Source organism: Ensifer adhaerens (genome assembly GCF_020035535.1).
In the GTDB taxonomy this organism is placed as follows: domain Bacteria; phylum Pseudomonadota; class Alphaproteobacteria; order Rhizobiales; family Rhizobiaceae; genus Ensifer.
In genome coordinates this window covers 3,870,001-3,883,718 of record NZ_CP083349.1, presented here as the reverse complement: position 1 = coordinate 3,883,718, position 13,718 = coordinate 3,870,001, and the positions used below count along the sequence as shown (strand labels likewise).

The 13,718-nt window shown below is 59.7% G+C and carries 7 protein-coding genes, 1 tRNA gene, 2 rRNA genes and 1 pseudogene; all 11 read right to left on the bottom strand.

The features are described 5' to 3' along the window. Positions 1 to 2: 2 nt before the first annotated feature. The 11 genes and pseudogenes from LAC81_RS18810 to LAC81_RS18760 all read right to left on the bottom strand — a co-directional run bounded on the left by LAC81_RS18810 (position 3) and on the right by LAC81_RS18760 (position 13,622). Positions 3 to 1,136 carry an ABC transporter permease gene (locus LAC81_RS18810; protein WP_223726001.1) on the bottom strand — a complete coding sequence of 378 codons (1,134 nt, stop codon included), beginning with the start codon at positions 1,134 to 1,136 and terminating at the stop codon, positions 3 to 5. Continuing rightward, positions 1,133 to 2,668 carry an ABC transporter ATP-binding protein gene (locus LAC81_RS18805; RefSeq protein ID WP_223726000.1) on the bottom strand — a complete coding sequence of 512 codons (1,536 nt, stop codon included), beginning with the start codon at positions 2,666 to 2,668 and terminating at the stop codon, positions 1,133 to 1,135. Before LAC81_RS18805 ends, LAC81_RS18810 begins: the two co-directional genes overlap by 4 nt. Before the next feature lie 248 nt (positions 2,669 to 2,916). Then, the gene (locus tag LAC81_RS18800; protein ID WP_223725999.1) at positions 2,917 to 5,226 is read right to left on the bottom strand and encodes a heavy metal translocating P-type ATPase; all 2,310 of its coding nucleotides are present in this window, start codon (positions 5,224 to 5,226) and stop codon (positions 2,917 to 2,919) included. 95 nt (positions 5,227 to 5,321) lie between these two features. Beyond that, a complete protein-coding gene (locus LAC81_RS18795) occupies positions 5,322 to 6,740 on the bottom strand; it encodes a coniferyl aldehyde dehydrogenase (protein ID WP_223725998.1) in 1,419 nt (472 codons plus the stop codon). Continuing rightward, positions 6,737 to 7,437 (bottom strand): annotated as a pseudogene (locus LAC81_RS18790) (lysoplasmalogenase). Before LAC81_RS18790 ends, LAC81_RS18795 begins: the two are co-directional and overlap by 4 nt. A gap of 182 nt (positions 7,438 to 7,619) precedes the next feature. Next, positions 7,620 to 9,209: an IS66 family transposase gene (tnpC, locus tag LAC81_RS18785; protein ID WP_223725997.1), complete on the bottom strand. Its 1,590-nt coding sequence runs from the start codon at positions 9,207 to 9,209 to the stop codon at positions 7,620 to 7,622. Positions 9,210 to 9,283: 74 nt separating this feature from the next. Beyond that, positions 9,284 to 9,628, bottom strand: a complete 345-nt coding sequence (gene tnpB, locus LAC81_RS18780; RefSeq protein ID WP_223725996.1) for an IS66 family insertion sequence element accessory protein TnpB — start codon at positions 9,626 to 9,628, stop codon at positions 9,284 to 9,286. Then, the gene (locus LAC81_RS18775; protein WP_223725995.1) at positions 9,625 to 9,984 is read right to left on the bottom strand and encodes a transposase; all 360 of its coding nucleotides are present in this window, start codon (positions 9,982 to 9,984) and stop codon (positions 9,625 to 9,627) included. The genes tnpB and LAC81_RS18775 overlap by 4 nt, the downstream gene beginning before the upstream one ends. Positions 9,985 to 10,214: 230 nt before the next feature. Further along, positions 10,215 to 10,291: transfer RNA gene (locus tag LAC81_RS18770), tRNA-Met, on the bottom strand. A 298-nt stretch (positions 10,292 to 10,589) separates the two neighbouring features. Beyond that, positions 10,590 to 10,704 (bottom strand): 5S ribosomal RNA (gene rrf / locus LAC81_RS18765). Between the two features lie 121 nt (positions 10,705 to 10,825). Next, positions 10,826 to 13,622: ribosomal RNA gene (locus tag LAC81_RS18760) — 23S ribosomal RNA — on the bottom strand. Positions 13,623 to 13,718 lie beyond the last annotated feature (96 nt).

Here is a 13,718-nt window from a genome sequence, read left to right as displayed (position 1 = left end):
CTTCAAGCTCCCTTGGTCTGTGCCACGACGGCCGCGCGGCGGCCCTGCATCGAGAACAGCCGGGTAATCGCCGGCCTGAACGTGTTTTCGAGCGCACCGGCAAAGAGGATGACCAGGCCCTGGATAATGACGATCATGTCGCGTGAGATCGACGGCATTTCGAACGAGATCTCGGCGCCGCCCTGGTAAAGCATGCCGAAGAGAACCGCAGCCGGAATGATGCCGGCGGGATGCGAGCGGCCCATCAACGCCACGGCAATGCCGACGAAGCCCGCACCCTGCACGAAATCGAGCTGCATGCGCGCCTGTTCACCCATGATCGGGTTCAACGCCATCATGCCGGCAAGGCCGCCCGAGATCATCATGGTGATCACGGTGATGCGGCTTTCGCTCATACCGGCGTAACGCGCCGCCGAGGGGCTGTGGCCCATGGTGCGCATTTCATAACCGAGCTTGGTGCGCCAGATCAGCAGCCAGACGCCGAAGGCAGCAACCAGTGCCAGCAGGAACGAAACGTTGAACGGCGCCGTGCCGATATCCAGCCCGAAGATCGCGAGCAGCCAGTCGAGTTTCGGCAGCTGTCCGCCTTCGGCGAAGGTGCGGGTCTGCGGCGACATGGAGCCGAGCGGCTTCAGGACGCGCGTCAGCAGGTAGACCATCAGGCTCGAGGCGATGAAGTTGAACATGATCGTCGTGATGACGATATGGCTGCCGCGCTTGGCCTGCAGCCAGCCCGGCAGGAAGGCCCAGGCCGCACCGAAGAAAGCGGAACCAAGGATCGCCAGCGGGAAGACGACGAACCAGGGCATCGTCTGGTCGAGCCAGAGGCAGGCGAGTGCCACGCCGATGCCACCGACATAGGCCTGACCTTCACCGCCGATGTTGAAGAGGCCGGCATGGAAGGCGACCGCCACCGCAAGACCGGTGAAGATGAAGGTGGTGGCGTAATAGAGCGTGAAGCCGAGATATTCGCCGCGGCCAAAAGCACCGTTGATCAGGTGATAGGCGGCCTCCAGCGGGTTTTCCCCGACGAGCAGCACGACGAGCCCGGCAACGAGGAAGGCAACCGCGAGGTTGACCAGCGGGATGAGGCCGTATTCGACCCAGCCCGGAAGCTTAGCATAGGGGGAGCTCATTCTGCGGCCTCCTTGCGGCCTTCAACGCCGGCCATCAAGAGGCCGAGTTCGCCCTCGGTCGCATCCGGATCGCGCTCGCCGACGACACGGCCGGCAAACATGACCAAAATACGGTCCGAAAGGGCGCGGATTTCATCGAGTTCGACGGAGACCAGGAGGACAGCCATGCCCTGGTCGCGCATCTCGATGATCCGCCTATGGATGAATTCGATGGCGCCGACGTCGACGCCGCGCGTCGGCTGACCGATGATCAGCACATCCGGCCCGCGCTCCATTTCGCGTGCCAGCACGATCTTCTGCTGGTTGCCGCCGGAGAAATTGGCGGTCTTCAGCCGCGGATTCGGCGGGCGGATGTCGTACTCGGCAATGCGCTTCTCGGCGTCCTTGCGGATGGCATCGATGTTCAGGAAGACGCCATTGAGGTAGCGCTTGTCGTGATGGTAGCCGAGGATCGCGTTTTCACATTCCTCAAACTTCAGAACGAGGCCGACATGGTGGCGGTCTTCCGGCACATGGGCGAGGCCGCGATCACGCAGTTCAGCCGGGTCGGCGCGGCCAGTCACATCGATCGGCTTGCCGTTCAACAGAACGGAGCCCGAGATGGCACGGCGGATGCCAGAAATCGCTTCAAGCAGTTCCGACTGACCGTTGCCGGCAACACCGGCGATGCCGACAATCTCGCCAGCCCGGAGATTGAAAGAGACATTGTCGACCATGGTGACGCCGCGGCCATCCTTGACCGTCAGTCCCTCGACCGCAAGCTTGACGTCGCCCGGCTTGGCTTCGCCCTTCTCGACGCGCAGCAACACGCGGCGGCCTACCATGAGCTCGGCGAGTTCCTCCACCGAAGTCTCGGCCGTCGTACGTGTCGCCACCATTTCGCCGCGGCGCATGACCGACACCTCGTCGGTAATTGCCATGATCTCGCGCAGCTTGTGGGTGATGAGGATGATGGTCTTTCCCTGGCTCTTCAGCTGTTCGAGAACGCGGAAAAGGTGATCGGCTTCCGCCGGCGTCAACACGCCGGTCGGCTCGTCGAGGATCAGGATATCGGCCCGGCGATAAAGCGCCTTCAGGATTTCGACGCGCTGCTGAAGGCCAACCGGCAACTCTTCGATGAGCGCATCCGGATCGACCTCGAGCGCATATTCGCGCTCCAGCCGCTTCAATTCGACGCGTGCCTTGGCGATGCCCTTGTTGAGGATCTGGCTGTCCTCGGCGCCCAGCATGACGTTTTCGAGCACCGTGAAGTTCTCGACCAGCATGAAATGCTGGTGGACCATGCCGATGCCGGCTGCGATCGCCGCATTCGGATCGCGGATGGCAACGGCCTTGCCGTCGACGAGGATTTCACCGCTATCGGCCTGGTAGAAGCCGTAGAGGATCGACATCAGGGTCGATTTTCCCGCACCGTTTTCGCCAATGATGCCGTGGATCGTCCCCTTGCGGACTTTTAGATTGATGTTCTTGTTGGCGTGGACCGGACCGAAGCTCTTGTCGATCTCACGCAGTTCGATGGCAATATTGTCCATATTGGCCTTGCGATCCCCAAACTGGCCCGCTTCGGCATTCTTCCCAGAAACCGTGCCGGCGATTTTTTTACCATTTGGTCTAAGTTTATCATCGATTTTTCGGGGCGAAAGCCCTCAACCGTGATCTTCCTTATACTCTCATCAGATCGCTGGTGAGAGTCCAGCGCGAATATACACAGGCACTTGGACGCCAAAAGCCGGCGACAACGGGTGTCGCCGGCCCTGTTCTTGGGGGAGATCCGGTGGCTTCAGGCGGCCCGTACCGGCCGAAGCAGCCTGAGGGCATTCATGGTGACGAGCACGGTTGCGCCGGTGTCGGCCAGGATGGCAGGCCAAAGGCCGGTGACGCCAATGATCGTCGTCACCAGGAAGACGGCCTTCAGGCCCAGCGCGATCGTGATGTTCTGCACGATGTTGTGCATCGTCGAACGGGAAAGGCGGATCATCGCCGCCACGTCGCCGACCCGGCCATGCAGGACCGCCGCATCCGCCGTTTCCAGCGCTACATCCGTGCCGCCGCCCATGGCGATGCCGATATCGGCTGCCGCCAGTGCCGGCGCGTCGTTGATGCCGTCACCGATCTTGGCGACGTTGAAGCCCTCGGCTTTCAACTCACGCACGATGCGCTGCTTATCCTCGGGCAAGAGTTCGGCGCGGACTTCCATGCCGAACTGCCGGCCGATCGCTTCCGCCGTGCGACGATTGTCGCCCGTCAGCATGACGACGCGGAGACCGGCATCTGTCAGCGCCTTCACGCCGGCAGCCGCATCCGGCCGCGGCTCGTCGCGCATGGCGATGGCGCCGGCAATCACGCCTCCCGCCACGAGCACCGAAACCGTCTTGCCTTCATCGTTGAGAGCCGAGACGCGCGCCGTCTCGTCCGCCGTCATCGGCGCCCGCTCGCCTGCAGCCTTGGGCGAGCCGAAGAACAGCGCTATGCCGTCGACGCTCCCTTCAAGTCCCTTGCCGCCAACCGCGTTCACGGTTGCAATGTTGGGGACGGCGAGACCATCGGCCGCGCTCCGCTCTAGAATAGCATGAGCAAGCGGATGGCTCGATCCCTGCTCCAGTGCTGCCGCCAGGCGCAGAACCTCAGCCTCCGAGCGACCGAAGCCGACGATATCGGTCACCTTCGGCTTGCCTTCCGTGAGCGTACCGGTCTTGTCGAAGGCAGCGGCGGTAACCTTGCCGACATTCTCCAGCACCGCCCCACCCTTCATCAGCAGCCCGCGCCTCGCGCCGGCCGAAAGGCTGGCGGCGATCGCTGCCGGCGTCGAGATGACCAGGGCACAGGGGCAACCGATCAATAGGATGGCGAGACCCTTGTAGGTCCACTCATCCCAGGAGCTGCCCCAGAGAAGCGGCGGCAGCACGGCGACCAGCGCCGCCACCACGACGACACCCGGCGTATAGTAGCGCGAGAAGCGGTCGATGAAGCGCTCGGTCGGGGCCTTGCTCTCCTGTGCCTCCTCCACCATGCGAACAATGCGGGCGATGGTGTTGTCGGCCGCGGCGGCCGTAACCCGCACGCGCAGCGCGCCAGAACCATTGACGGTGCCCGCGACAACGGTGTCATCAGCCTCCTTGCGCACCGGTGTACTCTCGCCGGTCACCGGCGCTTCGTCGACGGCACTTTCGCCGGATAGCACCACGCCATCGGCCGGAATCCGGTCGCCGGGACGCACCAGGATGACGGCGCCGACACTCAGCGTCTCGGCAGGAACCTCATCCAGCCGACCATCGCGCTCGACGAAGGCGGACTTCGGAACGAGCGCCGTCAGCGACTGGATGCTGGCACGCGCCTTTCCGGCTGCCACGCCCTCCAGCAATTCGCCGATCAGAAACAGGAGCACGACCATGGCCGCTTCTTCCGTGGCGCCGATGAAGACTGCACCGACGGCGGCGATCGCCATCAGCATCTCGATCGAAAACGGCGTCCCCATGGTCGCGGCGGCAAAGGCGCGGCGCGCAATCGGCAACAGGCCGACGAGCATGGCAAGCGTGAAGATCCAGGGCTCGGTCGCCGGAACCGTCTTCCCAATGGCATAGGCGGCGACCAGCGCCAGGCCGCTGGCAATCGTCAGCTTACCCTTGCCCGACTTCCACCATGGACCGCTCGTCGGACCGTGGTCATGACCGTGAAGGCCCATCGCAGCCGCGGCTGTCTCGCCCTTCTGGCTGGCGTTGCCCTCGTGACGATGGGCGTGATCATCGTGTCGATGTTCATGGTCATGGGCATGATCATCAGGGTGATCGTGGCCGTGATCATGGTTATGGTCATGATCGTGCCCGGAGCACACATGGGCCGTTTTCCGTTCCGACGCCTGGCCTGCCTGGACCGGATGCAAACGATAGCCGAGCTTTCCAACCCTGCTCACGATCGACGTCGCGAGATCGTTCTCGTCGGCAAACTTAACCGACATGGTGCCCGCCGACACTGAAACCGACACGTCCTCGACACCCGACAGCCTGCGCACCGCCGTGTCGATCTTGGTTGCGCAGGATGCGCAATCCATGCCTTCGACGCGATAACGGGCTTCCCGAATAGTGCTCGCCATAACCTGCTCCTTGCATATCTTGAAGCAACGCTACGACCTCTAGCAACTAGAGCTACAAGGCGAAATTGCAGCCTGGGTGCAGTTTTTTTTTACGATCAACGTGACAGGAAGCGGATCACCCAGTCCGCGATGCCTTTGTAGGGCGGTTTCACCAGGTCACTCGGCGCCGGCTCGAGTTTTCTCAGCACGGGCATAGCCTTGGAAAAGGTCAGGAACCCATCGCGTCCGTGATAGTGGCCCATGCCGCTGGCGCCAACACCCCCGAAGGGCAGATCACTGCAGCCGAATTGGTAGAGCGTGTCGTTGATGCAAACGCCGCCTGCGACAACACGCGAGAGAATAGCCTCGATTTCGTTTTTCTCCCGGCTGAAGCAGTAGAGCGCCAGCGGGCGGTCATGGCCGAGCATATAGCCGATCGCCTCCTCGATCGAGGTGTAGCCGATGACGGGGAGGATAGGTCCGAAGACCTCTTCGCCCATGACGGCACTTTCCCGATCCGGATCGATGATGAGCGTTGGCGGGAAAAGGCGTGGATGCCCGGCGACGTCCTCAGTTCCATCGAGCAGCGGGATCACTTTATGGCCACGTGCCTCGGCGTCGGCAATCAGGCGCGTGAGGCGCTCGTACTGCCCCGCATTGATGATCGATGTGTAGTCTTCGAGGCGTCGCTTCGCCGGATAACGCGCTGCCATTTCCTGCTTCATCAAGCCCACGAAAGCTTCGCGCTTGCTCTCATGGATGAGGACGTAATCGGGCGCGATGCAGGTCTGGCCGGCATTGAAGAACTTGCCGGTGGCAACGCGCCTGGCTGCCTTGGCGAGATCGGCGCTTTCGGTCACGATCGCCGGAGATTTGCCGCCGAGTTCAAGCGTTACCGGTGTCAGATTCTGGGCGGCCGCCGCCATCACCTTGCGCCCGACGGCGGTGGAACCGGTGAAGAACAGATGGTCGAAAGGGAGAGCCGAGAAGCTGGCGGACAGTTCGGGGCCGCCGAGCGCGACCGCCACGCGCGCCTCCGGAAAGACCTCGCCAAGCAGTGACCGCAGGAACTCGGCGGTCTGCGGCGTATGCTCGGATGGCTTGAGGAAGACATGATTGCCGGCGGCAATCGCCGCGACCAACGGGGCGAGCGCCAGGTTGACCGGATAGTTCCACGGCGAAATGATCCCGACGACGCCGAGCGGCACGAAACGCACTTCTGCCCTGGCCGGCCAGAGCTTCCATCCGGCCGTCCGACGCTCTGGACGGACCCAGCGCTTGAGTTTCGCCAATGTATGGTCGATCTCGGAAAGCACGACGCCGCCTTCACCAAGCAGCGTTTCGTGCCGGGCGCGATGAGCGAAATCCGCATCGATCGCCTGACACATCTCATCCATGCGCGCGCGCAAACGCTCTCTGAGCCGGCTCAGGTCCGCGCGACGCTGCTCCACGGACGGGCGGGTTTCGAGCCAGGCGCTCCGCAACCGGTCGAAGCTGGCGCTGAGATCCGGCGAGATATCGATTGTGGTTGTCATCGGCTTTCAGTCGAGCGAGCAAAGAACCATTGCGCGGCATAATAGGTACCGAGCACCCAGAACGCATTGAGTGGAATATCCCAGCGGAAGCGGCCGTAGGCGAGCACCGTATCGCTGACCAGGAACAACAGACGCCAATCGCCGCATAGCGGGCTGTCAGTTCCCACGGCGTTCCCGAGAGCTGGCGGGCACGAGAGATAGCCTGGGCAGCCATCGCGCCGAGCGCCAGGGCGTAGATGATGACCGGGATGCGCATCTCAGACGATAGTGACGTCCACAGACCACCGACGACTGAGAGCGCAATCAAGGCAAAGATGGCAAACACACCGGGATGGGCGGCAAGTCTGGCGTCACGGGTGAGCGCGAAAATGTAGGCGCAGTGGGTGAGCAGGAAACAGACGAGGCCGGCCAGAAAATAGTCCCCCGGCAGCATGAGAAAGAGGTCCCCAGCAGCAGCAAAAACGAGACCGACCGCGACCGCCGTACCGTAGGCGCGCGACGGAGGAGTAAGGTTCCTGAGCACAAAAGCGAGTAGCAACAGAGTTGCTGTGGGCTTGGTCATATAGTGCAGCCAACGCCAGGGAGAGTCATCCCCAGCCGCAAGCAGACTGCCGAGAATTGCCAGAGCGCCGCAGACGAGAAAGAACAGCTGGATAGGACGGTTCCGCTCAGCGTCCAAAGTCCCCCCGTAACTCATGCCGGCGATCTCCCCGTTTATCCGAGCCGTAGCCGGCTCAGTCTTTGATTATGGCGATAGTTTCCATTTTTGCGGGATTGTCCAGTTACGTCCGCTCGGCGCGGCGATCGGGATGTTGTCAGCGACGGTGGGGGTGCTGATCCTGGCGCGCGGATGACGGGTAAGCGACAAGCTGGGGCCGTTCAGGCGGCGTAGTTCCACGGCATGAGCGCGTCAATATCGCTGCTGGGCCATCCATTTGCGAGGCGTTCAAGTGTCTGGGTAAGCCAGGCTTGCGGATCGACGGCATTCATCTTTGCTGTCTGCAGGAGCGTCGCGATCGTCGCCCAGGTCCTGCCGCCGCCGTCGCTGCCAGCGAAGAGGCTATTTTTCCTGGTGATGGCCTGGGGTCTGATAGCTCGCTCGACAATGTTGGAGTCGAGCTCGACGCGGCCGTCGGTCAGGAAGCGCTCGAATATGTCGCGGCGCGATATGGCATACCGGAGAGCTTCGGCGAGTTTGGATTTACCCGACACCCGCGGCAGGGTCGCCTGCCAGAGTATGAAGAGGTCACGGACGATCGCCGCCGAACTTTCCTGACGCGCTGCGACACGAGCTTCGGGACTTTGGCCGCGGACGGTTTCCTCGATTTCCCAGAGCCTCGCCATACGCTCGACCGTCTCTGTGGCGACCTTCGAGCTCTTCGCCGCGTGCAATTCGTAGAACTTCCGCCGGCTATGTGACCAGCAACCAGCCAGGGCGATGCCGTCGTTGCCTCCATCCTTGCGGACAAGCTTGCTGTAAGCACCATACCCGTCAACCTGCAGGATCCCGCGATAACCGCTCAGATGTCGTGCGACGCACTCGGTCGCTCGACTGTCTTCAAAGCGATAGGCCACCAACGGCGGACCGCTGCCTCCGAAAGTGCGGTCATCCCTGGCGTAAGCCCATAGCCATGCTGTCTTTGCCGACCCGGACCCAGGCGCAAGTGTCGGCAAGGTCGTTTCATCGGCAAAGATCCGCTTCGCCTTCTTGATCTCGTTCAGGATGTAATCGGCAAGGATGTCGAGTTCGAACCCCAACTTGCCCATCCATTGGGCCATGAGCTTGCGGTCAAGTTCGACCTTGTCTCGCGCGTAGATCGCTTCCTGGCGATAGAGCGGAAGGCCATCGGCATATTTGGAAACCGCGATCTGGGCCAGAAGTGCTTCTGTTGGAATGCCGCCTTCGATGATGTGTGCGGGAGCCGCGGCCTGGATGACGCCGTCCTCGTTCCTAAAAGCGTACTTGGGACGACGCGTGACGATGACACGGAACCTGGCTGCGACGACATCGAGCCGTTCGGAGACGTCTTCGCCGATCAGGATCTTCCGCTTGCCCGCATGCACCGGCAACTCTTCCGGCTCGATCACGATTTCGACGCGCTCAAGATGCGGCGCGAAGCTCTTGCGCGGCCGTGGTGCACGCTTGCCGTCCGCATTCCCGCGGCCCTTCGTGACCCGGGCCTTTATCGCCGCAATGCCGGTCTCGATTTCCTCGAAGACAAAGGCATGCTGCTCGTCATCGACCGGGGATGCCAGCTTTTCCGAACGCCGTCCAAAGCGGGCCCGATCAAAAGCCTTCAGGATTTGCGTCAGCCGCTCGATGCGTTCGTCGGCGTCCGCGTTCCGGGCCTCGAGGTCATCAACCTGTTTTTCCAAAGCCTCGACGCGGGCTGCCTTTTCGGCCATGGCGAGAACCATAGCTTTCAGGGCCTCTACATCATCCGGGAGCTCGATCTCGGGTCGCGTCATGGGTCAGATCAGAGCATATTTTGCCGTGATCCGCCCGCGGTTTCAGGCACCTGATTCACTTCGCCGCAGTGGTTTTACCCAACAATCTCGGGAGGCTTGACGGGCGCCGATCGCACCCGCTTCCAGTCCATACCATCCACCAAAGCCAGAAGCTGGGCATGATTCAGCTGGACGCGGCTGTGGCCGATCCGCGGCCAGCAGAACTGAGCTTTCTCTAGCCGTTTGGCATAAAGGCAGACGCCCGAGCCATCCCACCATACGATCTTGATCCGGTCCGCTCGTTTCGCCCGAAAGACATAGAGCGCTCCGTTGAACGGATCACTGCCAGCGTCCCGCACCAGCGAAAGCAGGCTGTCCGGCCCCTTGCGGAAGTCGATCGGATGGCTCGCAAGGAAGACCTTCACGCCTGACGGGATCATGCCGAGCGTACCGCTCGGATAACGCGCTGCAAATGCGCTTCGCCGATCTCAGCACCGGCCCGGATTACAACGTCGCCGATTACCACCTCGACGACCGAGCTGACCCCGATCATCGATCTCTGTCCACTTTCAGCCGACGCCACATGGTCCGGCTCGCTCTCGTTCAGAAGGTCTCGCCGCCACCGGTAGAGTTGAGAGGGCGTAATGCCGATCCGTCGTGCGATCGCCGAGATATTCACTCCAGGCCGGCAAGCTTCCTCAACGGCCTCGACCTTAAATTCGTCAGACCAGAAACGTCGCAACTGGCGGGGAGAACCCTCAAGTCGATCCGTTACCGCCTCAATCATATGGATCATTCTAGGGCTAGCCGTAGGCGTAGACATAGATCCTCACAGTCAGAGAAATCATATGCCTGCCATAGCGTGATGTCCATCAGCCCTGCCAGATGGGGTCTGCTTGTCGCTTACGATGACGGAGGATTCGGCTCTGTCTGACGAGATCCTTGCGGGGACGCGGAGGTGGCTTTTCGGCGTTTGGAACGTCAAAAGCCCCCTTGCATTTCTGCTTGGGGGCTTTTTGTATGTTTTGGTTGCGGGGGCAGGATTTGAACCTGCGGCCTTCAGGTTATGAGCCTGACGAGCTACCGGGCTGCTCCACCCCGCGCCATCGCGGTAAACCGCTTTGCGGTTTATCCGCTTATTCCGGGTTTTGCCGGAGGCAAAATCCCGTTTATCCGGTCAGCGCAAATCCCTATGGGATTTGTCGCGGTAACGTAAATCCCGAAGGGATTTATGGTCTGTTCCGAGCAAATCCGTGAGGATTTGTCTCGTGTAAGGGACGCACTGCTTGTTTCCGGTCTAGCAAAACAAAAGGGCCGCTTGAGGGCGGCCCGTGTTCGGCTGGGCCGAGGCGGAAGAGAAGATGATCGTTTGATTTCCGGGTTTTATCTTGCGTTTTGCAGACCTGGCAGCGACCTACTCTCCCGCGTCTTAAGACGAAGTACCATCGGCGCTGGGGCGTTTCACGGCCGTGTTCGGAATGGGAACGGGTGCAGCCACCCCGCCAGAACCACCAGGTCGGCAAAGCGCAAGATTTGCGCCTAGCTTGGCGCAAACCGGATGAGAAGCTGGTGAAGCGAGATGCTTCGTTTTGTTTTGAACACGTCATTTCATCTATCGATGAACACAAGCAATGGGAACGATCAAGCCAATCGAACGATTAGTACTGGTAAGCTTCATGCGTTGCCGCACTTCCACACCCAGCCTATCAACGTGGTCGTCTTCCACGGTTCTCAAGGGAATACTCGTTTTCAGGTTGGTTTCCCGCTTAGATGCCTTCAGCGGTTATCCATTCCATATATAGCTACCCTGCTATGCCCTTGGCAGGACAACAGGTCCACCAGAGATATGTCCATCCCGGTCCTCTCGTACTAGGGACAGATCCTGTCAATATTCCTACACCCACGGCAGATAGGGACCGAACTGTCTCACGACGTTCTGAACCCAGCTCACGTACCGCTTTAATTGGCGAACAGCCAAACCCTTGGGACCTGCTCCAGCCCCAGGATGCGATGAGCCGACATCGAGGTGCCAAACAACCCCGTCGATATGGACTCTTGGGGGTCATCAGCCTGTTATCCCCGGCGTACCTTTTATCCGTTGAGCGATGGCCCTTCCACGCGGGACCACCGGATCACTATGACCGACTTTCGTCTCTGCTCGACTTGTCAGTCTCGCAGTCAGGCGGGCTTATGCCATTGCACTCGACGACCGATTTCCGACCGGTCTGAGCCCACCATCGCGCGCCTCCGTTACTCTTTCGGAGGCGACCGCCCCAGTCAAACTACCCACCATACACTGTCCCGGATCCGGATGACGGACCGCGGTTAGACATCCATGACGATAAGGGTGGTATTTCAAGGATGGCTCCACAAGAACTGGCGTCCCTGCTTCAAAGCCTACCACCTATCCTACACATGCCGACACGAATGCCAGTGTAAAGCTATAGTAAAGGTGCACGGGGTCTTTCCGTCTGACCGCAGGAACCCCGCATCTTCACGGGGAATTCAATTTCACTGAGTCTATGCTGGAGACAGCGGGGAAGTCGTTACGCCATTCGTGCAGGTCGGAACTTACCCGACAAGGAATTTCGCTACCTTAGGACCGTTATAGTTACGGCCGCCGTTTACTGGGGCTTCGATTCAGAGCTTGCACCCCTCCTCTTAACCTTCCAGCACCGGGCAGGCGTCAGACCCTATACGTCGTCTTGCGACTTCGCAGAGCCCTGTGTTTTTGATAAACAGTCGCTACCCCCTGGTCTGTGCCACCCTTCCATACTTGCGTACAAAAGGGTCACGCTTCTTCCGAAGTTACGCGTGCAATTTGCCGAGTTCCTTCAGCATAGTTCTCTCAAGCGCCTTGGTATACTCTACCTGACCACCTGTGTCGGTTTCGGGTACGGTCTATAATGGTGGAGCTATTTCCTGGAACCGCGTCCCCGCCCGGACAATCCAATAAGTCCGAACAAGTTAAGCGATCCGTCACTACCACCAGGCCCACGAATATTAACGTGGTTCCCATCGACTACGCGTGTCCGCCTCGTCTTAGGGGCCGGCTAACCCTGCTCAGATTAACTTTAAGCAGGAACCCTTGGTCTTTCGGCGAGAGGGTCTCTCACCCTCTTTATCGTTACTCATGTCAACATTCGCACTTCCGATACCTCCAGGACCCCTCACGGGTATCCCTTCACAGGCTTACGGAACGCTCCGCTACCACGTATCTTGCGATACATCCTCAGCTTCGGTGCATGGCTTTAGCCCCGTTACATTTTCGGCGCAAAGACCCTTATTTAGACCAGTGAGCTGTTACGCTTTCTTTAAATGATGGCTGCTTCTAAGCCAACATCCTGGTTGTTTTGGGATCCTCACATCCTTTCCCACTTAGCCATGACTTGGGGACCTTAGCTGGAGGTCAGGGTTGTTGCCCTTTTCACGACGGACGTTAGCACCCGCCGTGTGTCTGCCGACTAGTACTCCTCGGTATTCGGAGTTTGGTTAGGATCAGTAAGACGGTGAGTCCCCATAGCCCATCCAGTGCTCTACCCCCGAGGGTATTCGGTCGACGCTCTACCTAAATAGATTTCGCGGAGAACCAGCTATTTCCGAGTTTGATTGGCCTTTCACCCCTAACCACAAGTCATCCCAATCTATTGCAACAGATGCGGGTTCGGTCCTCCAGTTGGTGTTACCCAACCTTCAACCTGCTCATGGCTAGATCACTCGGTTTCGGGTCTAATGCGACGAACTGAACGCCCTGTTCAGACTCGCTTTCGCTGCGCCTTCACCTATCGGCTTAAGCTTGCTCGTCACACTAAGTCGTTGACCCATTATACAAAAGGTACGCTGTCACCCTTGCGGGCTCCAACTGTTTGTAGGCATCCGGTTTCAGGTTCTATTTCACTCCCCTTGTCGGGGTGCTTTTCACCTTTCCCTCACGGTACTTGTTCGCTATCGGTCATGCACGAGTACTTAGGCTTGGAGAGTGGTCTCCCCATGTTCAGACAGGATTTCACGTGTCCCGCCTTACTCAAGGACAATGAATGTTCTACGTGTAAGGGGCTATCACCCTCTACGGCCGACCTTTCCATGTCGTTCCACTTTATTCCTCATTGCCACTGGCCTGGTCCGCGTTCGCTCGCCACTACTTGCGGAGTCTCGGTTGATGTCCTTTCCTGCAGGTACTTAGATGTTTCAGTTCCCTGCGTTCGCTTCTTACCCCTATGTATTCAGAGTAAGATACCTTTAAACAATACTTGGAAACCTAAGCCGTACTTGCGTACGACTTAAATTTTCCAAGCATTTAAGGTGGGTTCCCCCATTCGGAGATCCATGGATCAAAGCTTATTCGCAGCTCCCCACGGCTTATCGCAGCGTATCACGTCCTTCATCGCCTGTGCATGCCAAGGCATCCACCAAATGCCCTTTTGACACTTGATCGTTCTCATTGCCAATGCTCATCCTTAGTTGGGTTTGACTAAGCTTGTCCCGCTTTCGCGGGGCAGCCAAACCTGGCTATCCGGGCACAACTGAATG

What these genes read in the sequence shown, in the direction of transcription:
- LAC81_RS18810 (WP_223726001.1), bottom strand. Translation starts at nt 1,136, where the DNA reads ATGAGCTCCCCCTATGCTAAGCTTCCGGGCTGGGTCGAATACGGCCTC.
- LAC81_RS18805 (WP_223726000.1), bottom strand. Translation starts at nt 2,668, where the DNA reads ATGGACAATATTGCCATCGAACTGCGTGAGATCGACAAGAGCTTCGGT.
- LAC81_RS18800 (WP_223725999.1), bottom strand. Translation starts at nt 5,226, where the DNA reads ATGGCGAGCACTATTCGGGAAGCCCGTTATCGCGTCGAAGGCATGGAT.
- LAC81_RS18795 (WP_223725998.1), bottom strand. Translation starts at nt 6,740, where the DNA reads ATGACAACCACAATCGATATCTCGCCGGATCTCAGCGCCAGCTTCGAC.
- tnpC (WP_223725997.1), bottom strand. Translation starts at nt 9,209, where the DNA reads ATGACGCGACCCGAGATCGAGCTCCCGGATGATGTAGAGGCCCTGAAA.
- tnpB (WP_223725996.1), bottom strand. Translation starts at nt 9,628, where the DNA reads ATGATCCCGTCAGGCGTGAAGGTCTTCCTTGCGAGCCATCCGATCGAC.
- LAC81_RS18775 (WP_223725995.1), bottom strand. Translation starts at nt 9,984, where the DNA reads ATGATCCATATGATTGAGGCGGTAACGGATCGACTTGAGGGTTCTCCC.